20 protein-coding genes and 2 tRNA genes are annotated in these 23,882 nt (G+C 43.2%); 8 read left to right on the top strand and 14 right to left on the bottom strand.

Annotated features, from left to right (window positions below):
• Positions 1 to 101: 101 nt before the first annotated feature.
• From AAEY80_RS06050 to AAEY80_RS06025, 6 genes are all read left to right on the top strand, one after another.
• On the top strand, positions 102 to 2,309 hold the full coding sequence (locus tag AAEY80_RS06050) for a M3 family metallopeptidase (RefSeq protein WP_350588038.1): 2,208 nt from the start codon (positions 102 to 104) through the stop codon (positions 2,307 to 2,309).
• The gene (locus AAEY80_RS06045) at positions 2,310 to 2,567 is read left to right on the top strand and encodes a YheV family putative zinc ribbon protein (protein WP_025652575.1); all 258 of its coding nucleotides are present in this window, start codon (positions 2,310 to 2,312) and stop codon (positions 2,565 to 2,567) included.
• Between the two features lie 145 nt (positions 2,568 to 2,712).
• Positions 2,713 to 3,282 (top strand): hypothetical protein, encoded by a 570-nt coding sequence (locus AAEY80_RS06040; protein ID WP_350588037.1) that lies wholly within the window; start codon positions 2,713 to 2,715, stop codon positions 3,280 to 3,282.
• A 28-nt stretch (positions 3,283 to 3,310) separates the two neighbouring features.
• Positions 3,311 to 3,934 (top strand): hypothetical protein, encoded by a 624-nt coding sequence (locus AAEY80_RS06035; protein WP_350588036.1) that lies wholly within the window; start codon positions 3,311 to 3,313, stop codon positions 3,932 to 3,934.
• A 139-nt stretch (positions 3,935 to 4,073) separates the two neighbouring features.
• Positions 4,074 to 4,994: a haloalkane dehalogenase gene (locus tag AAEY80_RS06030; protein ID WP_350588035.1), complete on the top strand. Its 921-nt coding sequence runs from the start codon at positions 4,074 to 4,076 to the stop codon at positions 4,992 to 4,994.
• 200 nt (positions 4,995 to 5,194) lie between these two features.
• Positions 5,195 to 5,839, top strand: coding sequence for a hypothetical protein (locus AAEY80_RS06025; protein WP_350588034.1), 645 nt, complete (start codon positions 5,195 to 5,197; stop codon positions 5,837 to 5,839).
• Between the two features lie 583 nt (positions 5,840 to 6,422).
• Here AAEY80_RS06025 and pnp read toward each other — a convergent pair.
• The 14 genes from pnp to tpiA form a co-directional block, all read right to left on the bottom strand.
• Positions 6,423 to 8,543 carry a polyribonucleotide nucleotidyltransferase gene (pnp, locus tag AAEY80_RS06020; protein WP_201632913.1) on the bottom strand — a complete coding sequence of 707 codons (2,121 nt, stop codon included), beginning with the start codon at positions 8,541 to 8,543 and terminating at the stop codon, positions 6,423 to 6,425.
• Between the two features lie 658 nt (positions 8,544 to 9,201).
• Complete coding sequence (gene rpsO, locus AAEY80_RS06015) at positions 9,202 to 9,468, bottom strand: 30S ribosomal protein S15 (protein ID WP_025652581.1); 267 nt, start codon at positions 9,466 to 9,468, stop codon at positions 9,202 to 9,204.
• Between the two features lie 405 nt (positions 9,469 to 9,873).
• Positions 9,874 to 10,047, bottom strand: coding sequence for a hypothetical protein (locus tag AAEY80_RS06010; RefSeq protein ID WP_198015448.1), 174 nt, complete (start codon positions 10,045 to 10,047; stop codon positions 9,874 to 9,876).
• Positions 10,048 to 10,222: 175 nt separating this feature from the next.
• Positions 10,223 to 10,384, bottom strand: coding sequence for a hypothetical protein (locus tag AAEY80_RS06005; RefSeq protein ID WP_156915649.1), 162 nt, complete (start codon positions 10,382 to 10,384; stop codon positions 10,223 to 10,225).
• Between the two features lie 74 nt (positions 10,385 to 10,458).
• Positions 10,459 to 10,983 (bottom strand): type 1 glutamine amidotransferase domain-containing protein, encoded by a 525-nt coding sequence (locus AAEY80_RS06000; RefSeq protein ID WP_201566977.1) that lies wholly within the window; start codon positions 10,981 to 10,983, stop codon positions 10,459 to 10,461.
• Between the two features lie 408 nt (positions 10,984 to 11,391).
• Positions 11,392 to 12,450, bottom strand: a complete 1,059-nt coding sequence (truB, locus tag AAEY80_RS05995; RefSeq protein ID WP_025652583.1) for a tRNA pseudouridine(55) synthase TruB — start codon at positions 12,448 to 12,450, stop codon at positions 11,392 to 11,394.
• A complete protein-coding gene (locus AAEY80_RS05990) occupies positions 12,447 to 12,860 on the bottom strand; it encodes a ribosome-binding factor A (protein WP_025652584.1) in 414 nt (137 codons plus the stop codon). Before AAEY80_RS05990 ends, truB begins: the two co-directional genes overlap by 4 nt.
• A 185-nt stretch (positions 12,861 to 13,045) precedes the next feature.
• On the bottom strand, positions 13,046 to 15,766 hold the full coding sequence (gene infB, locus AAEY80_RS05985; RefSeq protein WP_350588033.1) for a translation initiation factor IF-2: 2,721 nt from the start codon (positions 15,764 to 15,766) through the stop codon (positions 13,046 to 13,048).
• 166 nt (positions 15,767 to 15,932) lie between these two features.
• The gene (gene nusA / locus AAEY80_RS05980; protein WP_025652586.1) at positions 15,933 to 17,417 is read right to left on the bottom strand and encodes a transcription termination factor NusA; all 1,485 of its coding nucleotides are present in this window, start codon (positions 17,415 to 17,417) and stop codon (positions 15,933 to 15,935) included.
• A 136-nt stretch (positions 17,418 to 17,553) separates the two neighbouring features.
• Positions 17,554 to 18,054, bottom strand: a complete 501-nt coding sequence (gene rimP / locus AAEY80_RS05975) for a ribosome maturation factor RimP (RefSeq protein ID WP_025652588.1) — start codon at positions 18,052 to 18,054, stop codon at positions 17,554 to 17,556.
• Positions 18,055 to 18,511: 457 nt separating this feature from the next.
• A tRNA-Met gene (locus AAEY80_RS05970) sits at positions 18,512 to 18,588 on the bottom strand.
• 124 nt (positions 18,589 to 18,712) lie between these two features.
• Positions 18,713 to 18,797: transfer RNA gene (locus AAEY80_RS05965), tRNA-Leu, on the bottom strand.
• Positions 18,798 to 19,012: 215 nt separating this feature from the next.
• Positions 19,013 to 19,321, bottom strand: coding sequence for a preprotein translocase subunit SecG (secG, locus tag AAEY80_RS05960; RefSeq protein ID WP_025652589.1), 309 nt, complete (start codon positions 19,319 to 19,321; stop codon positions 19,013 to 19,015).
• A 223-nt stretch (positions 19,322 to 19,544) separates the two neighbouring features.
• Positions 19,545 to 20,345, bottom strand: coding sequence for a triose-phosphate isomerase (tpiA, locus tag AAEY80_RS05955; protein WP_101211167.1), 801 nt, complete (start codon positions 20,343 to 20,345; stop codon positions 19,545 to 19,547).
• Between the two features lie 339 nt (positions 20,346 to 20,684).
• Here tpiA and pilB point away from each other — a divergent pair, with 339 nt between their 5' ends.
• Both pilB and AAEY80_RS05945 read left to right on the top strand, forming a co-directional pair.
• Complete coding sequence (pilB, locus tag AAEY80_RS05950) at positions 20,685 to 22,394, top strand: type IV-A pilus assembly ATPase PilB (RefSeq protein WP_025652591.1); 1,710 nt, start codon at positions 20,685 to 20,687, stop codon at positions 22,392 to 22,394.
• Positions 22,395 to 22,644: 250 nt separating this feature from the next.
• Entirely contained in the window at positions 22,645 to 23,868 is a 1,224-nt protein-coding gene (locus tag AAEY80_RS05945) for a type II secretion system F family protein (RefSeq protein ID WP_025652592.1), read from the top strand.
• The last annotated feature ends 14 nt before the right edge of the window (positions 23,869 to 23,882 follow it).

The raw sequence follows: 23,882 nt of genomic DNA, 5'->3' as shown, positions 1-23,882 counted from the left end.
TGCCTTTTATACTCAGTCGGTTATATCAAGCAAATCACTTATACCAAACCCTATTTAGCCAATAATAATTCATTCACTAATATCAGATACCGGATACTTTTATGACTACCCTTTCTCCAGATTTACACCTTGTCGATTTTGACAACGTTTCTCCAAGTGCACTACAAAGCCAAGTCATGAGCGCTATTGATGATGCCAATGCCTTTTTGGATACGCTGTCCGCAACGACGCAAAATGATACTAATGCGTCTGATATCACTGCTGAGCAAGCTCTGAGTGATGTGATGAACTTTGATCATATCAATCTGGCTTTGGATCGCAGTTGGGGCATTTTGTCACACCTCAATAGCGTGATGAGCAATGATGAGATTCGCCATGTTCATCATGAGCTGTTGCCTAAGCTGTCTGCTTATGGCACTCGTGTAGGGCAGCATCAGCCATTATTTAACCGCTACCAAGCCATTGTGAATGACAAGACGTTCTTTGCCGCGCTTGAGCCTGCACGCGCTCGTGCTATTGAGTTGGCGCTTAGAAGCTTTGAGATGTCAGGCGTGGCGCTACCTAAAGCTGAGCAAGAACAATTTGCAGCTATTCAAAGTGAGCTGTCAACACTGTCGGCGACCTTTTCAGACCATATATTAGACGCGACGCAAGCCTATGCATTGCCATTAGAGTCAGCGCAATTGGCGGGCTTGACAGACAGTGGGCTGGGCCTATTGGCCGATGCAGGTGAGCAATATAAAACCCACGAACTTGCCAGCGGTGCCCTCACCCAAGCGGATATCGATACTTTGCCGACGCCTTACTATGTGGCAAGTTTAAATATTCCTGTTTACCTTGCCATTATGACTCATGCGGACGATCGCAGTCTGCGTGAGACGCTGTATCGCGCTTATGTCACCCGCGCCTCTGAATTTGATGAGCACACCGATAGCAAAGGCGCATCGCTGAATAACGCCGATATCATGGGTCAAATCCTACAATTACGTGAGCAAAAAGCCAAGCTATTAGGTTTTGATAATTATGCAGAAGTTTCGCTATCGACCAAAATGGCAGATAGCGTAACGGAAGTTGAAACCTTCTTACGCGATTTGGCCACGCAAGCGACCCCAACCGCTAAGCAGGATTTAGCACAATTACAAAAATATGCACGAGATTATGGTATTGATGATTTGCAGCCATGGGACAGTGCCTATATCGCTGAAAAAGTAAAACAAAGCGAATTTAGTTTATCGCAAGAAGAGATACGTCCATACTTCCCATTACTAAAAGTCATTAACGGCTTATTTGCCATCGTTGAGCGTTTATACGGTATCAAAGTCCAAGAGCAAAATAGTGATAAGACAGACAGTGAAAGCACATCCGTATCGCGCTGGCACGACTATGTAAGCTTCTACCAACTGTTTGATGCTGACGATAACTTGCTTGGTGGCTTTTATTTTGACTTATTTGCCCGCAGTGGTAAGCGCGGCGGTGCTTGGATGAGTGGTTTTCAGTCGCGTTATACTTATGATGAGCAAGACCATCAACAGCTACCGGTTTGCTTTATGGTCGGTAACTTCACGCCTGCCCTCGATGGCAAACCGAGCTTATTGACTCATGATGAAGTGCTGACCTTGTTCCATGAGTTTGGTCATGGGCTACATCATCTCTTAACCCAAGTAACAGTGGGCGATGTCGCTGGCGTCAATGGTGTCGAGTGGGATGCGGTCGAGCTGCCGAGCCAATTTATGGAAAACTGGGCGTGGGATGCCGAAGGGATTGCGCTGATTAGTAGCCATGTCGAGACTGGTGAGCCGCTGCCTAAAGATAAGCTCGCAGCATTATTGGCAGCGAAGAACTTCCAAAGCGGCATGCAAACCTTGCGTCAAATCGAGTTCGCGCTTTTTGATTTATTAATTCATGCACAGACGCCAGCGCTTGATTATAACGGTATCTTAGCAACATTAAATACCGTGCGTAGCGACATTGCTATCATGCAAACGCCTGACTATAACCGCTTTGCCAATGGTTTTAGCCATATCTTTGCGGGAGGCTATGCGGCAGGTTATTACTCTTATAAATGGGCAGAGCTGCTCTCTGCAGACGCTTTTAGTAAGTTTGAAGAAGAGGGTATTTTTAACCCTGTCACTGGTAAAGCTTTCCGCGAGAGTATCTTGTCGGTTGGTGGTAGTTTTCCCGCCAAGACCAACTTTGAAAACTTCCGTGGTCGCAGTGCCAGCATCGATGCCTTATTGCGTCACAGTGGCTTTAGCGATGTTAAAAATATCGATGCCGCCAATGCTCAAAGCAATCGCGAGGTGATTTAAATGCGTTATCAATCGTCACGTCCAAAGCGGCGTTTTTTAGCGGGTGTTCGCTGTCCGAAATGTCAGGCGCTGGATGCGGTGGTACAAGTCAATATTGTCACGCCTGCACCAGACGAGTATATCGAATGTACCCAGTGTGGTCATACAGAGCATCGCCCTGACCCTGATGCCATCAGTGCCAAAAATCATGCTGAAGACCAGCTCGCTCGTGATGCGATGTCTACAGGTACCAGTGGTACGGTAAAGTTTAAAACTTAAGCAAACAAATAATAGTCATATCTAAAAGCTTTTAAGTGCTTTATCATTTAACAGTATTTTAAGCCTATCTAGCAATAGATAGGCTTTTTATTTTGAGTTTGCTATAGTATGACTACTTATATCTTTGACATAAATTGACCGTAGTATGAAAAATAAAAAACAGCATCCTTTATTAAGCAAACGTGCAAAAGTGAAAGCCGCTAAATCACGTCGTAAAATCTGGATGGCGATTATATTAGTATTGCTATTTATTACTATCGGCTATTTAGTTTGGGCACAATCTGTGCCTGAAACAAGTAAAACTGATAGCAGCTCACCGTCAATCCCTGAGCAAACAGGACCTGAGCCGTCCGCTACTATGCCAGTAGAAAACGTCCTCAGTGAGGCCAATAATGATGACGCTATACAGAATGAAAATGCTGTCATTGATCAAAATTCTGACGATGCTGATACGCGCACTGACTCGACCATTCAAGTGCCGAAGCCCGCTGCTATCTTAAACGCCCCTTTACCAAAAACCGATAGCTTGGCCAAAGAAGAGATTGATCGCTTAGCAGATGAGCGCAAACGCTTTGCTGCCCAAGAAAAACTGGCGGCTGAGCAACTGGCAATGAATAAAAAGCTGACTAAGATGAAAGAAGAGCAAATTGCGCTGATTGAACAACAAATCGCCCAATTAGAAGCAGAAAACGCCGGACAGACTAAAGTAGAATGAATACATAATTTTTTTAAAGGGGCTGACTATGGCGAATTTACAATTGACGCACGCCCCTATTTTAAATAGCAGTGCCCAGCTGCTTATCTTACCGGTTAATACTGCTGGTACACTACTCGACCCTATTCTTACTCGAGCTAAAACGTTATTCCCTGATAACTATCAACGTTATTATCGCGCGTGTCGTGACGGTAGTTTAAGTGCTGGTAGCTGTTTATTGCATAAGCGTACACGTGAGCAGGCTGGCCTTGGCATCAGCAGTAATGGCAATCAACCCAGTTATATTGCCAACCTTGTTATCTCAGATCATCCTTATCATCCGACACGCACACGCTGGCTTACTGACGCTCTAATCGACTTACATCACCAGCTTATCCCCCTTGTTCGCTATCATGGTATCCGCAGAGCTGCCCTACTCGCTCGCCCACTTATCGATAATCGGCTACGTAGTAATATAAGTAATTCATCTAACGAACCTTTATCTAAGAACTTTTCAGCTGGTAGCTTGTCCCTCAATGAACCCAACGTCGCAAACTCACTGCCATTAGACTGGTATCTCGATATCTTGCCTTTACTGAGGCAGCAACTACAAGATCTACCTAAGCTACGTATTGACGTACATGTGCCTAAGAGCATTGATATCGTAAGCTAATTGGCGATTTGTAGAGTGTGTTTATAGGACGCCATAGTACTCAAAAGATATGCAACAGATAGTGGCGTCAGTGCTATGCTAAATTGGCATCGGCTGTTTGCAAATGCACGATTATTTATCATCAGGATAAGGATACCCTATGAAAACGCTTAGAACCCCCGATTCATACTTTGCCAACCTACTCGATTACGATTTTGCGCCGAACTATCTCATGGTTGATGATGGTGAAGGCGGTGAACTGCGCGTACATTACCTCGATGAAGGTCCAAAAGACGCTGAGCCTATACTGTTGCTACATGGCGAGCCTTCGTGGTGTTATCTTTATCGCAAAATGATACCGATATTGACCGCCGTAGGATATCGCGTTATTGCTCCAGACCTACCTGGTTTTGGACGCTCGGACAAGCCAGCGGCACGTACTGACTATACTTACCAGCGCCATGTCGACTGGATGCAATCGCTGCTTGATCAATTAGACTTAACAAACATCACGCTTTTTTGTCAAGATTGGGGCGGCCTCATCGGTCTGCGCCTAGTCGCTGATAATCCCGAGAAATTTTCTCGAGTAGCAGCTGGCAATACTATGTTGCCCACTGGGGATCATAATCCCGGAGAGAGCTTTCGCCAGTGGCAGCAATTCTCACAGGACACCCCACAGTTTCATGTCGGAGGCATCATTAAGAGCGGCACCACTACCAAGCTATCGCAGGCGGTTATCGATGCGTACAACGCCCCTTTCCCTGATGAGTCATACAAAGAAGGCGCTAGACAGTTTCCGCTTCTTGTCCCCACCACGCCAGATGATCCTGCCTCAGAGAATAATCGGGCGGCTTGGGGTAAGCTCAGCCAATGGACGAAGCCATTTATTACGCTGTTTAGTGATTCTGATCCTGTCACGGCTGGTGGCGATCGAATCATGCAAAAGCTGATACCGGGAACGAAAGGTCAAAACCATACCACAGTTAATAACGCTGGTCATTTTTTGCAAGAAGATCAAGGGGGAAAAGTAGCAGAGCTGCTGGTTGAGTTTATTGCTGATAATCCTCTCAGCAATTATTAATAAAATTTGGTATTTTCTTCGTTATCGCCTACAACATTAGTGTGACTATTTAAGCGTTTATAACATGACATGTGTTTTCCTGTAGACATTAAACAGTAGATTTATATCCGTATATTGATTAAAAAACAGCCTTGGCTTAGTATTTATGAGTGTCTACTACAAATACTTTTTACTCAAAATACAAATAGGGATAATAAATCATGTCAAACAATGATGCAAAAAATAGTAATGCTGGAAATAAGAAAAACTCTACAGGCAACAAAGCCGTTACTGGCGTAGAAGTGGTCAAAGATGATACCGTGGTATTTGAGGACGGCGACTTTGAAGAGTACAACACTGAGCATGACTACGAAGAAGGTACAGAGGACAGTGCTGCTAAAAAGGACAAGTCAGAGAAATCAAGTAAGAATAAAGATTCTGAAAAAGAGCAGAAATCTGACAAAAAAGACAAGGCTAGCAGCGCTGATAAAGAGTCTAAGTCAAATGAAGACGATGAAACGGTTAAAGACGGCAAGTCCAGCAAAAAAGATAAAGCTAGTAAAGAAGACGGCGCTGACCAAGAGGATAAATCTGGCATTACTATGGCAGGTATTTACCAATGGGCCTCAAAACTCAAAGATGACTTTACCTCTGACGCTAGTGGGATGACTCACGATGTCTCTGAAAAAGCAACGGCTATGATGCTTGGTAAACTGTTGAATGCGGTAGATCTTGAATTAGCGGCCTTTGATAAGAGCTTAGACGTCGCAAAAAATTTAGTCGCGACTGCTGAAGAGAGACGCAAAAAAATCGCTGCAAAAAAAGAGAAATACCAAGGTATGATTGACAAGTTGGATCAGGAATGATTACTCTGGCTAATTAGCCAGTTAGGGCGTGTCCTCATTTCAAAAATGGTCATAAAAATGAAATAAATTGCCGTTAAACGAGGAAAATAGCGCAAATAATATCGAGATATTAATCAGCTATTTGACGATGTTTGGCAAAATTTAGCTATTTTTAGGCCATTTAGATACAAGCGCTTGAATTGAAGATACGCCCTAGTCTAGAATTTTATTAATCCAATGTTGAACGTCTACTATAAGCGTTTGGCGTTGGATTTTTTATTGTCCGTTGCTTAGGTATGATTTTATTAAAAGGCAATGTCATTAAATGTAGCGAGTAAAGAGTAATATCGATATATCACGCACTGCTGATAGACATTTTCCTTGCTCGCTGTGGCTGCGCAGACAGAGACTACAAAAAACTGATATCAGCAATACCGTCGCGCTTTTAGGATATTTTGACTATAGATTGGATAGAGATAGCAATATTCAACCTGACACAAATGGAAATGATTATTTAATAATTATTTAGCCACAAAAAAAACCGCTCTGAATAAATCAGAGCGGTTTTCAAAATTGTACTAAGCGACATCAACCAAAAAAATACTTATTCAGCAGTTGAGGTTGAACCCTGCTCAACGCCTTTCATAGTCAACTTAATGCGACCACGGTTATCCACGTCTTGTACGAGTACCTTAACGGTTTGACCTTCTTTAAGATAGTCAGAGACATTCTCTACGCGCTCTTCTGCGATTTGTGAGATATGTACGAGGCCATCAGTATTTGGCAAGACATTTACGAATGCACCGAAATCAACGATACGAGCAACGGTACCTTCGTAAGTTTTACCGACTTCAACTTCAGCAGTCAATGCTTCGATTTTACCGATAGCGGCTTTGGTTGCTGCTTTGTTTTCACCAAAGATACGAATCGTACCACCATCATCGATATCGATAACGGCACCAGTTTCTTCAGTTAGCTGACGAATCATCGCGCCGCCTTTACCGATGACGTCACGGATTTTGTCCGGATTGATTTCGATAACCGCATAGTTAGGGGCATGGGCGTTAATTTCAGTACGGCTCTCTGGCAATACTTCATTCATCGCGTCTAGGATATGGATACGACCGGCATGGGCTTGCTTTAGCGCTTGCTCCATGATGTCAGGAGTAATCCCTTCGATTTTGATATCCATCTGCAGTGCAGTGATACCGTCTTTAGAACCAGCCACTTTAAAGTCCATATCGCCAAGATGATCTTCATCACCTAAGATATCTGACAATACAGCGAAACGCTCGCCTTCTTTTACGAGACCCATCGCGATACCAGCAACTGGTGCTTTAATCGGTACGCCTGCATCCATCAATGCCAAGCTGGCACCACAGACAGAGGCCATAGAAGAAGAGCCGTTCGATTCAGTAATCTCTGATACCACACGGATGACGTACGGGAAGCGTTCGCTGTCCGGTAGCATCGCTTGTACACCGCGGCGTGCTAGACGACCATGACCGATTTCACGACGTTTTGGAATACCTTCACGACCCGTTTCACCAACAGAGAAATGCGGGAAGTTATAATGCAGCATGAAATGATCACGGATAGTGCCCGCTAATGAGTCAATCATATTGACATCACGGCTGTTACCTAAAGTCGTAGTAACCAATGCTTGGGTCTCACCGCGAGTAAATAGCGCTGAACCATGCGTATATGGTAGTACGCCAACTTGCACGTCAAGCGCACGAACGGTCTCAAGGTCACGACCATCAATACGCGGCTTACCTGACAAGATATTGTCACGAACCGTACGATATTTAAGATCGTTATAGATTTCTTTTAATTCAGAAACGGTATCAGCATAATTTTCAGATTCCGCATCACCAGCAAGTGCATCGATAATGGATTGCTTAATGTCATCAAGTTTAGTATAACGCTCTTGCTTATCAGTAATGGTATAAGCATCAGCCACTTGCTCGCCGAACTGCTCTTTCATACTGCTCTCTAACGCTGCATCACGTACAGGGGCGACGTACTGCTGCTTAGCCGTACCGATTTCTTCCGCCATAGAGGCGATGTTATCAATAACGATTTGTTGTTGCTCATGACCGTATAATACCGCGCCTAGCATCTGATCTTCAGACAGCTCTGCTGCTTCAGATTCAACCATTAGTACCGCAGATTTAGTACCAGCAACTACTAAATCCAGATCACTTTCTTTGAGTTGTTCAAGCGTTGGGTTTAGTACGTATTCGCCGTTAATAAAGCCAACACGGGCCGCAGCGACAGGGCCATTGAATGGCGCATCAGAGATCGCCAATGCGGCTGAAGCACCAATGAGGGCTGCAATATCGGCAGATTGAGTCTTATCTGATGAAATAACCGTTGCGGTAATTTGAATTTCGTTGACATAACCTTCAGGGAATAGCGGACGAATCGGACGATCAATCAAGCGTGACGTTAACGTTTCATTTTCGCTTGCACGACCTTCGCGTTTGCCATAAGCGCCTGGAATTTTACCAGCAGCATACATTTTTTCTTGATAGTTCACGGTCAATGGAAAGAAGTTTTGACCTTCTTTAGGGTCAGACTTTACCACTGCTGCTACTAGTACGGTAACGCCGCCCATGTGAACCAAAATAGAGTTTGCTTGACGTGCTACGCGACCAGTTTCGATAACAACCTGCTGGTTGCCGTACTGGAATTCACGCTTAATAGTGTTAAACATTGTCATATAATCTTCCTAATGTTGACTGACGAAAATAACATCAACGTTATAAACACGCTGATATCTGTCATTAAAATTCTTTTTATCTAGCTACTGATCAACAAGTCTTTTTTCTACAAGTATTATTGCTCAGGCTGATAGTGTCACCTACTTATCTTACGCATTTGTCTATAGTAGACATCGTACTATTACATATTTTTAGTTGTTCAAATTCGGTTTTTTGCCCATACGGCTAAAGCTTGTGCCCAGTAGAAACCATACATATATGGTATTCACTATCTCTTTACTGCTCTACTGTGACGAATAGTAGCAATGCTATAAAGCTCACAAGACATTATTTTACAGTGATTTATAGGCATTGACCAATTAATTGCAAAACAGAGCCATTGTCTATAAATCGCCCTGAATGATGGCCTATATTAGATATTAAATTAACGGTTATTTTTGCAAAATATGGTAGCGTTATATCATCTAAACACTCGAGCGCGATCATCCATACTAACAAGCATAAAAAAACGGCGTGAAACTATTCCACACCGTTTTAGAGAAAATCTATTTTATCGATAGCAACAAGCAAGTTCCAAGCGGTTTAGCAAAAAATCTGAAATAGCGCCATAAGATGGCATCTGTTATTTTAGCGACCACTCGTACTATTGTCGTTAAATTAACGACGTAGACCTAACTGGCTAATAAGGGTGGTATAACGACCAAGATCTTTACCTTTTAGGTAATCAAGCAATTTACGGCGCGTGTTAACCATACGGATAAGACCGCGACGGCTATGATGGTCAGCTTTGTGCGCTTTAAAATGGTTCTGCAAATCGTTGATACGTGCGCTCAACAAAGCTACTTGAACTTCTGGAGAACCAGTATCGTTTTCGCCGCGCTGGTACTGAGAAATGATTTGTTCACGATCGGTATTAGTTAGCATAAATATCTCCGGCAATGCTAAAAGCTCCAAGATGTACTCAAATTAAGCCATCTTACAAGCAATAGAATAGTAAATAAAGTAACTTGTGCGCCATTCAGGACAACCCTGCATTACTAGAGTTGACCTAGTGTACGACAAGCCCAATGTATGATAAAACCATTTAAAAATAAGCCAGATATCAGCAAAAATTCACTCAACTCATTAATCTGCTTCGAGCAGTGAGCTAAATAATCGGCTTAATCTAAAAGCATTATTAAATGTGACGGCAATTATAACAAAAAACTGCTGAACTAGCAGCAGTTTTTCATAATAGTTTTATGCCGATAGAATTCATCGATTCAGAAATCTTATATAACAGCTATAATTTTGCAAGATCCTGATAAATTGTTAGAAAAGTCTAATGACTTACTTTTTCACGTCATCTTCGTTTGCATTTCCACCTAGCTCGTCATCAGCAAGAGGGGCTGTAGTGGCTTCTGCTAAGCTATCAGGGCTAGCATCTTCGCTAGGGTTGATATCTTCTGCTAGCTTTTCAATCTCTTGTTCTTGTGAATCCATGTTTTTTGATGAATTACTCATAATGACTCCTAGATTAGCATTTTCATTAAGTGAACTCTTTACCGCACCGTTCATACTTATTAGCATTCAAACTTATGAATATTCGAATCAATGCGTAAAGACTCAACGAAATAATGTTTATATAAAATAATGCTTACATTAAATAGCGTAGACCGCTACATAACGCAGAGCCTTTTTATTTATCTTTTTTTGCATTCTCTAAATTATCAGCGATGCGATCAGCGGCCGCTTCTGATTCTTCGGTATGGTTGTTTTCAGTTTGGCTCTTAAGAGCGGCGGTTGCCGATTCAGCACGTTGTTGCTCAAGTTCAGCATCATTTGGGTTAGAGTTAGACATAATATTTTCCTTAATTGTAATTATAAATAGTTGAGAATTTTTAATTTTTCATCTTTGAATAAATGAAGCAAAATTTAAGACAATGCTTTATCGATAGCATCGACAAAGTTACTGATATCGTCTGGATTACGCGAAGTAATTAAATTGCCATCGACTTGTACAGTCTTGTCGACGTACGTCGCACCAGCATTTTCTAGATCGGTTTGCAGCGTATGATAGGCTGTTAGTGTTTTGCCTTTAGCAATGCCCATGTTGATAAGCGCCCAAGGAGCGTGGCATATCACAGCTAATGGTTTACCTGCATCATTGATAGCATTGATAATATCATGGGCTTCTTTATTACCGCGAATGGTATCCGCATTGACCGTACCACCTGGTAATACCAATGCATCATAATCGGAAACATTTGCATCTTTTACGAAGATATCAGCAGTAAAGGTATCACCTTTATTTACATCTTGCTGCATAGCTTGCACTTCTTTATCTTCATTAGTAGTGATCAGAAGGGTCTTGTAACCTTTGTCTTTCAGCTGGTTATTAACGTCTTCGTATTCTGCTTGCTCAAAATTATTGTGTAGTAAAAAAGCGATCGTTTTCATAATATTTCCTTTTCTGTCTATACTTGTTTCTGTTTATTTACATTTGAGTTTTTATAATCGAATTTATTATTGCGCGATAATTTTTGTTGTTTATTATGATTTGATAAATGATTTTTGCATTAATAATAGTCATCCTCTGACATATTTTTTCTTATTAAAGAATGTCCTTTCTACATACTTTTTATTCTTATTTTTTATTGTTATATTGTTTTTCCAGTTTATTTTTGATCCAGTCTTTCCTAGCTGGTGTATCTACTGTACAAAAAAAACAGGTCTCACCATAGGTGAAACCTGCAATAAAATGTGAGGATATGTGATTAGTGTAAACTGTTAGTAAGTTTTAGGAGGATTCATGGGCTTACAGTCATACGAAACGTACGAACAATGATGAGCTTAGCAAAGAAGATTCTAACGCTGAATTAACTTTTTAGGTTGTAGTCGACCATTAAGACTAACAGCACCCAAGCCAATAAACTGCCCATGCTCATCTAGCAAGCGTATATCAACTGATATCTCATGGGCTAATGGTTGCTGTTCATCGTCACTATTAATAACCTCACTATCTAATTGGGTAGCATTGCTTGCTGACACAGAAGGCTGATGGCTAATACTGGTTGAAATATAATCACGCAAATTATCAGTAAGCTGCTCAAAGACATTCAAGCGTTGCCCCATATGGACACGGGCATACTGTTCGGCGCTTAATGTAAGCTCAGCCTTTATATCAACACACGCATCGATCGGAAGGATTTGTGCCTGCCGCTTATCTAACGATAGCGCCTCTAACGCTGATAAAGAAGTCGCTTCAGCTATACCAAACTTGCCAACCTGCGTACGGCGCAGTGCGATTAAATGTCCTAATGTACCCATTACCTTGGCAATATCTTCTGCCAATACACGCACGTAAGTACCTTTGGTACAAGTCACCGTCAATTGAACCTGCTCATTATCAATAGCTTTTAACTCGATTGCTTTGATCACGATATCTCTTGGTGGTCTATCGACTTCGATACCCGCACGGGCGTATTCGTAGAGTTTTTTACCGTCTTTCTTTAAGGCCGAATACATTGGTGGAATTTGTTGCTGAGCGCCTAAAAACTGCTGGGCAACGTCTTTTAATAGCGCTTCATCAAATATTGGAATAGCCGCCTGTGCAACGATTTGACCATCTGCATCACCGGTATCTGTCTGACTACCAAACAGTATCGTCGCTTGATAGGATTTGTCAGCATCAAGCTGATAATGGCTAAACTTTGTGGCCTCACCCATGCAAATAGGCAAGAGACCGGTAGCCATTGGATCAAGCGTACCCGTATGACCTGCTTTTTTGCTGTCATGGATAGGAGACTTAAGCAAATACTTCACTTTTGAGACCACTTGCTGTGAGGTCATACCCTGCGGCTTATCAATTAAGATAACGCCGGAGACCTTTTGTTTATCCGTTGTCTTTTGACTAGTCATTGTCATGAGTCATCATTTTCTTTACTATCGACTTCATCTTCATTCTGCTCAGTTTTGATAACCGCTTGACTGATTAAGTCCATCATATAGTTGCCACGAGCCGTTACTTCATCATAATGAAAGCGCAGACGCGGCGTGGTACGAGTCTTGAGGCTATGGCTCAATTCGGTACGCAAAAAACCGGCGGCTTTATTCAGTACCTTGATGCTTTCTTCGTGGTTGGTTTTGGTCATCGCATCATTAAGCTCTGGCTCCATGATAGTGACATAGACGTCCGCATACCCTAAGTCTGGGCTGACCTTGACACTAGAGATGGTGACAAAACCCGTCAGACGTGGGTCATTGACTGCGTCGCGAATAAGAACGGCAAGCTCACGCTGGATTTGATCCGCTAAGCGTTGTAAACGTTGGTTCATGTTATTACCTTGTTTTTAAAATAGCTTTTTTTATTGGTTGCTATATTGGCTTACGAATAAGCTGAAGAACTGATATTTGTCAAAAAAGGCCTAGCAGGATGTACCTGTTAGGCCTAAGCATATCGTTATTACGGTAGTCTAAGCTTAACTTGCTCAGCACATATAATGCAATGCTACAAGAAGGCTTAGATAGTACGTTCGAACTCTTGGATTTCAAAGACTTCGATCTTATCACCAGCTTCGACATCATAGCCACGAACCGCTAGACCACATTCCATACCAGTGCGTACTTCGTTGACGTCTTCTTTATAGCGACGTAACGATTGCAATTGACCGGTAAAGATAACTTGGTCATCACGCAATACGCGGATAGGCTTGTTGCGATAGATCGTGCCTTCAACCACCATACAACCGGCAGCTGCACCGAACTTACTAGAGCGGAATACTTCACGAACATCAGCAACACCCAAGATTTTCTCGCGATGTTCAGGCGCAAGCATGCCACTCATGGCTGCTTTCACATCGTCAATCAAGCCATAGATAACGCTATAATAACGAATATCCATGTTAGCGGCGTCTGCTTTACGGCGTGCGGTCGCATCTGCACGAACGTTGAAGCCTAACAGTACCGCTTCGCTAGATTCGGCAAGCGTAACATCAGACTCAGAGATGGGACCGACACCTGAGCTAATGACTCTGACTTTTACTTCATCAGTAGACAGCTCATTCAATGCCGATAGTAACGCTTCAAGCGAACCACGGACATCGGTCTTAAGTACGATGTTCAAGAATGACACATCGCCTTGTTCCATCTGATCGAACATGCTTTCTAAGCGCATGGCGTTCTGACGTTCAAGCTGACGCTCACGATTGGTTCTGAAATCAGCGACTTCACGGGCTTTTTTCTCATCAGTGACGACTAAGAATTCGCTACCAGCAGCCGGCGTTTCAGGCAAGCCTAAGATCTCTACTGGAATAGAAGGGCCAGCTGACTGGATACGTTGACCATGTTCATCAGTCATCGCACGGACTTTACCATAATACTCGCCCGCTAAGACCAAGTCGCCTTGCTTTAGTGTGCCTTTTTTGACGAGGACACTAACAACAGGACCACGACCTTTTTCAAGTCTTGATTCAATCACCACACCTTGCGCAGCACCATCTAACGGTGCTTCTAGCTCCATTAGTTCTGCTTGTAAGCTAATAAGCTCTAATAGCCCATCAATACCATCACCGGTTTTGGCTGAGATACGCGCCATTGGTGTATCACCACCCCACTCTTCTGAAACGACTTCTTTAGCAGTCAATTCATTAAGGACACGATCAGGATCAGCGCTTGGCTTATCCATTTTGTTGATAGCAACGATAATCGGTGTGCCAGCGGCGCGTGCATGATCAATTGCTTCTTCTGTTTGAGGCATCATACCATCATCAGCAGCGACAACGATTACGACGATATCTGTCGCTTGCGCACCACGTGAACGCATTGCACTAAAGGCTGCGTGACCTGGAGTATCTAAGAAAGTAATCACACCACGATCGGTTTTAACGTGGTAAGCACCGATATGCTGAGTAATACCGCCAGCTTCACCTGTGGCAACTTTAGTCTCACGAATTTTATCTAGTAGAGACGTTTTACCATGATCGACGTGGCCCATAATAGTGACAACTGGTGGACGCGTTTGTACGTTACTGCTGCGCTCATTGACTGCAACTTGTAAATCGTCTTCAACCTTGGTGTCGCTGACTGGTACAGGGTTATGACCCATCTCTTCAACGATTAGACTGGCTGTCGCTTGATCAATGGTATCTGACTCACGAGCTATTTCACCCATTTTCATGAGTAATTTAGTGACTTCACGAGCTTTAACTGCCATACGTTGGGCAAGATCTGCGACGGTAATTTGCTCACTGATCTCGACATCATAAACGATTTTTTCGACAGGCTTTTCAAACTTATGCTGTGACGCTTGCGTTGAACGTAAACCGTTTTTGCGGTTTTTCATTTCACGCTCGTCTTGATTCTTACGACGACCACGACCACGGGCACTAGTACTACTAGTACCGCGCTTGATTTCGCGACGTTCTTTTTCGAATGATTCTTCTAGTGCATCACCGACCAAACCTTCGGCTAGTGGCTCATCTTTACGAACTTCCGCAGCAGGCTGGTCCGTATATTTACCAGCCATTTTACGCATTTGCTCAAGTGTACGCTTCTGCGCTTCTTCCGCTTGGACACGGCGTGTTTCTGTCTCGATTTCGCGTAGACGATTTTCTTCTTTTTCGCGTACTTCGCGAGCTTTACGCTCAGCGGCGGTTTCAACTTTTGGTTTCGTCGCCGCGACTTTTTTCTTCGGTTGCTCTTTCGGCTTGACTTCTACAGTCGCCTTGCCACCCTTCTTCACAACCACTGAAGTAGAAATATCGTCATTCTTATCGTCTGACTTTTTGCTAGAGCCTAAGCTTGCACGCATTGCCGCTAAGGTTGCCGCTTGACGTTCTTCGGCTTTTTTCTTAGTCGCCGCACGCTCTTCAGCATCTTTAGCAGCACGCTCTTGCGATTCGATCATCGCTTGCTCACGCGCAGCCAATTCTTCAGCCATTTTTTCTGGATCAGGCTTCTCGAACACTTTCTTTTTACGCACTTCCACATTGACACTCTTCGATTTACCTGAAGAGCCGGTCACACGCGCAGTGCTCGTTGTTTTAGACTTGAGACTAATACGACGCTTTTCTTGCTGACCATGACTTTGCTTTAAATACGTCACCAACTTCTCTTGCTCAAGCTCGGTGACTAGGTCACCCTCTGCGCGAGCAGGCAGCCCAGCGTCCACCAGTTGCTGTTGTACAGCACTTGCGGTTTTGCCTACCATATCTGCCAGTTCTTTGACGGTCTTATCTGCCATTTATTATCACCTACTGTCTATTATTTGCTATATGTTCAATTCAGTTGTTGGCTACAAATGATTGGGTTAAGGCTGATGGTTGTGTTGCATTTGATGATGCGACATAAATACCAGCACTTTATTATCGATAGCATATCACTAAAAGACAGCGATATGCAGTTACCGCTTATTCATTGAACCAAGATTCCCGAGCTTTCATGATGAGTTTTCCTGCGGTTTCGGTATCTAATCCTTCGATATCTTCTAAATCGAAGACGGCTTGTTCTGCCAAGTCATCAACGGTAATGATGTCTTTTTGTGCCATTTTATAAGCCCAACTGACCGTCATTCCTTCAAGATCTTGCAGTTCTTGACTTGGCTCTTTCATGTTCTGTTGTTTAACCAGCTCATCAGCGATGACGACTTCTTTAGCACGTTCTTGAATCATGTCGATCGCTTCGTCGTCGAGACCTTCGATGTCATAGAAGGTTTCGACCGGTACGTAAGCCACTTCTTCAATACTGGTAAAACCAATATCGACGAGCGCTTGGGCCAAATCTTTATCAACTTCTAAGCGCTCATAAAATAACTCGATGAACGCTTTTGATTCGTTTTGTTGGCGCTGCTGATACTCTTCTTCTAGCATCATATTGAGCTTATAACCCGTTAGCTCAGAGGCCAGACGGACGTTTTGACCTTGTGAGCCAATGGCGCGCGCTAACTGATCGTTGGTGCTAAAGATGATATCAGCGGTCTGCATGTCTTCATCTAGGATGATACTACTAACATCCGCAGGCTCTAAAGAGCTGATGATAAATTGGGCTGGATCATCTGACCAAACCACCACATCAATACGCTCACCATCAAGCTCTTGCTGAACCGCTTGGATACGCGTACCACGCATACCAATACAAGCGCCAACCGGATCAATACGATGATCGTTGGTTTTGACCGCTATTTTAGCACGAGTACCCGGCAAACGAGCGACGTTACGAATTTCAATAATTTGTTCGGCAATCTCAGGCACTTCTTTTTGCATCAAAGCTGAGAGCATTTCGGGATGGGTACGTGATAAAAGCAACTGTGCACCGCGATTTTCGCGGTTGACATGATATAAAATGGCATTGATACGAGATTTTGCACGTAATTGCTCACGGGGCAGCATTTGATCACGTGACAGATAGCCTTCAGCATTATCCCCTAGATCAATAATATAGCCATCGCGTGTCTGTTTTTTGACTTCGCCATACATCATCTCACCAACACGTGGCTCGAAAGCGTCTGCTACTAGCGCACGCTCAGCTTCACGAATTTTTTGGATGATAACTTGCTTGGCTTGGGTGGCAGCAATACGACCAAATTCAATCGACTCAATCTGCTCTTCTTTGATATCCCCAATTGACCATTCTTCTTGATCAAGATCGGTAATAGCCAGCTGACAGGCTGGCATTTCATGGTCTTCATCGGCAACCACTGTCCAATAACGGTACGTATCATAATCGCCAGTTGCACGATCGATTGATACCCGCACCGCCACTTCTGGCTGTTCGGTATATACTTTTTTCTTAGTCGATACCACCAAAGCGTCTTCTATCGCTTCAAAGATATCTTCAGGATTTAAGCCCTTTTCATTACTGACAGTTTCTACTACCATTAAGATTTCACGACTCATGCTATACCTGTCCTATCATTTTATAATTGACTTAAATTTTATAATTGGCATATTGACGTTGTATTGTCACCGTCAGTTATACGCTATTTAGGGGTCAAAATATGGATTAATACTACATTACCATTGAATATTGCAATTAGACATCTTCATAAATCAAGTGGGCTTTATCAATATTACTCAGAGCAATTTCGAACTGCTCACCATCAGCAGATGTCAGCTTTAGAGACGTCTCATCGATACTGTCTAAAGTACCTGTTGCTTTGCGGCGTTTTTGATCGCCTTCACCAATGGCTTGTATCAAACGCAAGCTCACTGTTTGACCCACATAGCCATGCATCTGCTCATCTGAGAAGAACGCACGGTCAAAGCCAGGTGATGACACTTCTAAAATGTACTCACCAGCAATAGGGTCATGCACTTCAAGAATACCGCTTACTTGGTGATTCACTGCCGCACAGTTCTCAATGGTTACTTGCTTATCTTGGGCTTGCTCTTCTGGCAAAGCTTCAATATAAATACGTAATAAAGAGCGATTGCCTTGCGGTGCAAATTCAATGCCCCATAATGCCACATCACAAGCAGCAACGGCGGGGGCAATAATCTTGGTCAGTTCTGTAACTTTGGTCGAAAGCTTCATAATCTATTTATATTTTCCTATTCACTTATCTATCTTATTGAGTAAACCGTAACTGTATCAACTTTGATTTATTATTAACGAATATTGATTTATTATTAATGAATATAAGTCACGGTCATTATGTTAAACCACAAACATCTATTAAGATGTTTGTGGTTTATATAAGGATGAGCATAGAAAACATCAAGCTCAGCCAAACAATGCTTTTATTATTCATAAAGCAGTACTATCGATAAAAGAGTGAGGAATAAAAGATAGTGTGCTTACGAATCATCGCGCTGGTAGCAGCAAGTGACGCCCAGTAACGAATAGTATCGTATTCTATAGGCTTAGAGCTTAGCATAAGTAGGATAGATACCGCGATAACACCGAGCAGCAGATACAAAAAAACCCACAAGCATAATGGTGGGCTAATCGTTACTGACAAATTTAGTGTACAAAACATCAGTATAAAAAGTGGTAGCGGGGGCTGGATTTGAACCAACGACCTTCGGGTTATGAGCCCGACGAGCTACCAGACTGCTCCACCCCGCATCAATCTAGAACGCATATTATAGGGAAGTTTTGTAGAAGTGTCAACGTTTATTTTAAATAAAGTCTAAATTAAACGTTTGCTACCAAAAAATCCAACCTGACGCTATGCAGCGTCCATAAAACTTGGTGCGATTGGGGGGACTTGAACCCCCACAGCTTGCGCCACCACCCCCTCAAGATGGCGTGTCTACCAATTCCACCACAATCGCATTTTTCACTGCTTTACTTTTGCTGTCTAATCTATCGTAATAGATGCTTAAGGTAGGCATCAATAGAATCAGACTGTAAAAACAGAAAAAGCATTGTAAATCTAACGCCTTAAAATAGCAAGCGCTGCCTTCATTAAAAGACAATGATTAAAAATGAATACTAAAAAACAGTTATTAAAGATACCGTTTCTAGAGATAGCGTTTTAAAAAAATAACTACTGAGGATTTTGCGTTAACGGGCGCGGCGTTTGTGGTGCTGACACGGGCGCATCTAAACGAAACTGATCTTCTGCCTGCTTACGCGCATGTACAGCCAGCGTCATACTGGTGATAAAAAATATCACGGTTAACACTGCCGTCGCACGCGTCAAAAAGTTTGCGGTCCCAGCAGCGCCAAATACGGTACCTGAGGAACCAGCGCCAAAAGAAGCCCCAGCGTCTGCCCCTTTGCCATGCTGTATCAAAATCAAGCCAATCATGGCAATTGCCACGATAATGTGCAGGGCTAATATAAACGTAAACATGGTGGCCTCTTTTGCCGCGTAATGACGACTGATAACGAAAAATAAATCGTAGGGGTTAATAATAGCGCTTAGCGTGTAATGACGCCAAATCGATTATATAAATAAGGCGCATTGTACACGATTGCAAGGGCACTGTTAAACCCACTTTTGCCAACTGATAAAGACATTTTTTGAATAAGGTGGCCATTCAATATTTGTTAAATGGATGTTTTATTTAATTTTATTAAGCCATAGCACGGCTAAAGGCCTCGGCAATCGCTAAAAAACTTTCTGCTTTTAATGACGCGCCGCCGACTAATGCGCCATCTATCATAGGGTCTGCCGCAAAACTATCGGCGTTATCGACATTAACACTACCACCATATAGTACGGTCATCGTGTCCAATGAATCAGCGAAGCCTGCAACCGTCTGCTTAATATGTTGATGCGTGGCGCTCACCTCTGCCACGGTTGGCACTTTACCCGTCCCAATCGCCCATACTGGCTCGTAGGCAATGATTAAGCGCTCAGACAATGAGGCAGTAAGCTCGGGCTGTTGCGCTAGCAAGTCTTTGATAACTGACAACTGCGTATCAATGACTGGCAGCGTCTGCTTATCATCATATTGTGCTTGGGTCTCACCAATACAAAATACCACGCCCAAATTTTGCGTCAGCGCATGAGTCAGCTTTTGCAGCAAGCACTCATGAGACTCTTGATGGTATTGACGGCGTTCAGAGTGACCAAGTATCGTCCAAGTTGCGCCAGCATCAACCACTTGCTGCGCGGAACAATCCCCCGTATACGCACCAGTGTTTGCACTATGCGCACTAATATCTTGCGCTGCACACAGCACTGAGGTATCTTTTAAGCGGACGCTGACAGCAGCCAAGTGAATACAACTGGGTGCCACCATTAACCTGCAGCTATTTTTGACCACTTGCTCTTCGGTATCAACGGCAGTTAATAAGTCATCTAGTAGCGCATTGACGTCGTGGCTCGTTGCTGGATTTTGCTTCCAATTGCCAATTACCCAAGCTTGCATACTCATCTACCTTGTCTCATGTATTCCTGCCAATTCGGCTCATATGCGCGCCAGTATAACAAATATTTCACAAGTGCTATAGTATAGTGCGAGCTGAAGCAAAATGGCTTATATATAGTGGCATACCCTATATAAAGCTTAAAAAAATACAGTCACTACTATGAATACTAAAAAATAACAGCCGCTTAAAACTACTTATCTCAAACGACTTTAACCAACATTGATGATAATTAATGATTAAGAGCTACTCATGAAAACCATCAATACTTAAATACTCAAATACTCAAATACTTAGCAAGCGGGTTTTAGCAAAACATTCGATATCAAAGAGAGGTCATTATGTCTATCACAGCCAATAAATACGGTGGTTTAGCCCAGCAGCTGATTAGCGAAGGTATCGTAAGCGAAGCGCATATGAAAACTGCGCAGACAGAATCGCAGCAACAGCAAATCGGGCTCGTACCTTATTTGGTAGACAATAAATTAGCCAATGCTTATCAACTGGCACAAATGCTGTCACAGGCTTTTGGCGATCCGCTCTTTGATCTTGACGCAATCAGTGCAGATGTCATTCCAAAAGATTTGGTCGATGAAAAAATTGTACGCAAGTTTCACGCCCTTCCCCTCTTTAAGCGTGGGCAGCGCTTATTTGTTGCTTTAAGCGATCCAACACGTATAGACGCCATTGATGCGATTGCCTTTAACTCTCGCCTCTCTATTGAAACCGTCGTCGTCGAAGAAGATAAGCTAAAAAGACGTATCGAGAGTCTGTATGCCGATACCATGCAAAGTTTTGATAGTTTTTCTGACAGTGACTTAAATATTGGCTTTGAAGACGGTGAAGAAGAGGAAGGTGAAACCAAGCTTAGCGATAATATCGATGAAGCGCCTGTCGTAAAGTTTGTCAATAAAATGCTGGTCGACGCCATTCGTATGGGCGCCTCAGATTTGCATTTTGAACCGTATGAAAAAAGCTTTCGTGTTCGCTTCCGTGTCGACGGTGTCATGCAAAAAATGGCCAACCCGCCAGTACAGCTCGCTAGCAAAATTGCAGCGCGGCTAAAGGTGATGTCACAGATGGACATCTCAGAACGCCGCATACCACAAGATGGGCGCATTAAGCTCAAAATATCTAAAAATAAAGCCATCGATTTCCGGGTCAACTCATTACCGACCTTGTTTGGTGAAAAGCTTGTATTGCGTATTTTGGACCCGTCATCCGCCATGCTCGGTATCGAGGCTCTTGGTTATGAGCCTGACCAACAAGACATGTTTTTGGAAGCGTTGCATAAACCGCAAGGTATGCTACTGATTACTGGTCCGACTGGTTCTGGTAAAACGGTGTCACTCTATACCGGCATTAACATTTTGAACACAGGCGCAACGAACATCTCCACTGCCGAAGATCCGGTCGAGATTAACCTCGAAGGCATTAATCAGGTCAACGTGAATGCTAAAGTGGGGCTGACTTTCGCCAATGCGCTAAAGTCATTCTTACGTCAAGATCCTGACATCGTAATGGTGGGTGAGATTCGTGACCTTGAAACGGCAGAGATTGCCATTAAGGCTGCGCAAACCGGCCATATGGTGCTTTCGACCCTGCATACCAACTCAGCACCAGAGACCTTGACCCGCCTACGCAACATGGGTGTGGCTTCCTTTAACATTGCCACGTCAGTGAACTTGGTTATCGCCCAGCGCCTAGCACGGCGCTTATGTAAAAACTGTAAAAAACCCATCAACGTGCCACGGCAAAGCTTGCTTGAGCTTGGCTTTACTGACACCGATTTAGACAACCCAGACAATGTCATCTATGAACCCGTAGGCTGTAACGAATGCCGCGAAGGTTATAAAGGCCGTGTAGGTATCTACGAGGTGATGAAAGTCAGCCCTGATATTTCTCGGATTATCATGGAAGATGGCAACGCAATTGATATCAAAGATGCGGCTCTCAAAAATGGCTTTCGAGACTTGCGCCGCTCTGGGGTGTTAAAAGTTTTACAAGGCGTGACCAGTATTCAAGAAATGATGCGCGTTACCTCTGAATAATGATGAACGCTAAATCGCCTTATTATTTCTACTCTCTAGGCATTGATAGCATTGCTTTTAAATAGTCTTGACTTCGAATGGCGTTATTTTTATAAACCAGCAATAATACTTACTCAGATGTACTTAAAAATAAAACAGAGTTATACTGGTTTTTTACGTTAAAATAAAGTATGCCATCTTTGTGTAATAAGTTAGGCATCGTTGTATTTCTTTGCAATATCTATATTAGACAAATCTTGAGGGTAGTAACATGGCAAAAGCGAAGACCGACATGCTGTTAGACTTTGTCTATGACGGGGTAAATCGACGCGGACAAAAAGTAAAGGGCGAAACCACCAGTCGTAGCCTAGAGCTGGCAAAAGCTACTCTGCGCAAACAAGGCATCACCGTCAAAGGTATCAAGAAAAAGCCCAAGCCCCTCTACACCTTCAAAAAACCCATCAAACCTATTGATATTGCCATCTTTGCCCGTCAATTGGCAACCATGATGAAAGCGGGCGTGCCATTGACCCAGTCCTTTGAGATTGTCGCGGACTCATTGGATAATCCCAGTATGAAAGAACTGGTTTTGCAAATAAAAGCCGATATCGAAGCCGGTGGGACTTTTGCCTCAGCCTTGCGTAAACACCCACGCTATTTTGATGATCTGTTTTGCTCGCTCGTCGACTCTGGCGAGCAATCAGGTGCGCTTGAGACCATGCTGGAGCGGGTTGCCACTTATAAAGAAAAAAGCGAATTATTAAAAGCCAAAATTAAAAAAGCGGTAAAATATCCTATCGCGGTTATTGTCGTCGCTGTTATCGTTACCATGATTCTGCTTATCAAAGTAGTCCCTGTATTCTCAGACTTATTTGAATCTTTTGGCGCAGAGCTCCCTGCCTTTACCCAAATGGTCGTTGGCATGTCTGAATGGATGCAGGCGTGGTGGTTTATTTTGATTATTCTCATTGGTGGGGCGATTATTGGTTTTTCAGAAGCCAAAAAACGCTCTAAGAAATTCCGAGACTTTTTAGACCGTGCCGTATTAAAAATACCAATATTTGGCAATATTGCTTATCAAGCCATTATCGCGCGTTTCGCTCGTACCTTATCTACCACCTTTGCCGCTGGTGTACCCCTTATCGACGCCCTAGATTCGACTGCTGGCGCCACTAATAACGTCGTGTTTTATAATGCGACGCAGCAAATCAAAAATGACGTATCTACTGGTCAACAATTGCAGTTTTCGATACGCTCTACCAATCTATTTCCAAGTATGGCCATTCAAATGGTTGGTATCGGTGAAGAGTCTGGTAGCTTAGAAGAAATGCTAGATAAAGTAGCGGTCTATTACGAAAACGAAGTCGACAATGCGGTCGACGGCTTGACCAGTCTGATGGAGCCTATGATTATGGCTGTGTTGGGGGTTTTGGTCGGTGGCTTGGTGATTGCGATGTATTTGCCAATCTTCCAAATGGGCTCAGTGGTAGGTTAAAGATGACGGAAAGG

The sequence above is a fragment of the Psychrobacter sp. 78a-MNA-CIBAN-0178 genome, from assembly GCF_040309625.1.
GTDB classification, from domain to species: Bacteria; Pseudomonadota; Gammaproteobacteria; order Pseudomonadales; family Moraxellaceae; genus Psychrobacter; species Psychrobacter okhotskensis.
The sequence above is the reverse complement of the archived record's forward strand: the minus strand, read 5'-3'. Positions and strand labels throughout refer to the sequence as shown.

Excerpts from the sequence above, each read along its gene's own strand:
- AAEY80_RS06035 (WP_350588036.1), top strand. The coding sequence starts at position 3,311 with ATGGCGAATTTACAATTGACGCACGCCCCTATTTTAAATAGCAGTGCC.
- infB (WP_350588033.1), bottom strand. The coding sequence starts at position 15,766 with ATGGCAGATAAGACCGTCAAAGAACTGGCAGATATGGTAGGCAAAACC.
- AAEY80_RS05945 (WP_025652592.1), top strand. The coding sequence starts at position 22,645 with ATGGCAAAAGCGAAGACCGACATGCTGTTAGACTTTGTCTATGACGGG.
- AAEY80_RS06005 (WP_156915649.1), bottom strand. The coding sequence starts at position 10,384 with ATGTCTAACTCTAACCCAAATGATGCTGAACTTGAGCAACAACGTGCT.
- pilB (WP_025652591.1), top strand. The coding sequence starts at position 20,685 with ATGTCTATCACAGCCAATAAATACGGTGGTTTAGCCCAGCAGCTGATT.
- rimP (WP_025652588.1), bottom strand. The coding sequence starts at position 18,054 with ATGAAGCTTTCGACCAAAGTTACAGAACTGACCAAGATTATTGCCCCC.
- AAEY80_RS06025 (WP_350588034.1), top strand. The coding sequence starts at position 5,195 with ATGTCAAACAATGATGCAAAAAATAGTAATGCTGGAAATAAGAAAAAC.
- AAEY80_RS06045 (WP_025652575.1), top strand. The coding sequence starts at position 2,310 with ATGCGTTATCAATCGTCACGTCCAAAGCGGCGTTTTTTAGCGGGTGTT.
- pnp (WP_201632913.1), bottom strand. The coding sequence starts at position 8,543 with ATGACAATGTTTAACACTATTAAGCGTGAATTCCAGTACGGCAACCAG.
- AAEY80_RS06000 (WP_201566977.1), bottom strand. The coding sequence starts at position 10,983 with ATGAAAACGATCGCTTTTTTACTACACAATAATTTTGAGCAAGCAGAA.
- AAEY80_RS06030 (WP_350588035.1), top strand. The coding sequence starts at position 4,074 with ATGAAAACGCTTAGAACCCCCGATTCATACTTTGCCAACCTACTCGAT.
- tpiA (WP_101211167.1), bottom strand. The coding sequence starts at position 20,345 with ATGCAAGCTTGGGTAATTGGCAATTGGAAGCAAAATCCAGCAACGAGC.
- AAEY80_RS05990 (WP_025652584.1), bottom strand. The coding sequence starts at position 12,860 with ATGAACCAACGTTTACAACGCTTAGCGGATCAAATCCAGCGTGAGCTT.
- AAEY80_RS06010 (WP_198015448.1), bottom strand. The coding sequence starts at position 10,047 with ATGAGTAATTCATCAAAAAACATGGATTCACAAGAACAAGAGATTGAA.
- AAEY80_RS06040 (WP_350588037.1), top strand. The coding sequence starts at position 2,713 with ATGAAAAATAAAAAACAGCATCCTTTATTAAGCAAACGTGCAAAAGTG.
- nusA (WP_025652586.1), bottom strand. The coding sequence starts at position 17,417 with ATGAGTCGTGAAATCTTAATGGTAGTAGAAACTGTCAGTAATGAAAAG.
- truB (WP_025652583.1), bottom strand. The coding sequence starts at position 12,450 with ATGACAATGACTAGTCAAAAGACAACGGATAAACAAAAGGTCTCCGGC.
- secG (WP_025652589.1), bottom strand. The coding sequence starts at position 19,321 with ATGTTTACGTTTATATTAGCCCTGCACATTATCGTGGCAATTGCCATG.
- rpsO (WP_025652581.1), bottom strand. The coding sequence starts at position 9,468 with ATGCTAACTAATACCGATCGTGAACAAATCATTTCTCAGTACCAGCGC.
- AAEY80_RS06050 (WP_350588038.1), top strand. The coding sequence starts at position 102 with ATGACTACCCTTTCTCCAGATTTACACCTTGTCGATTTTGACAACGTT.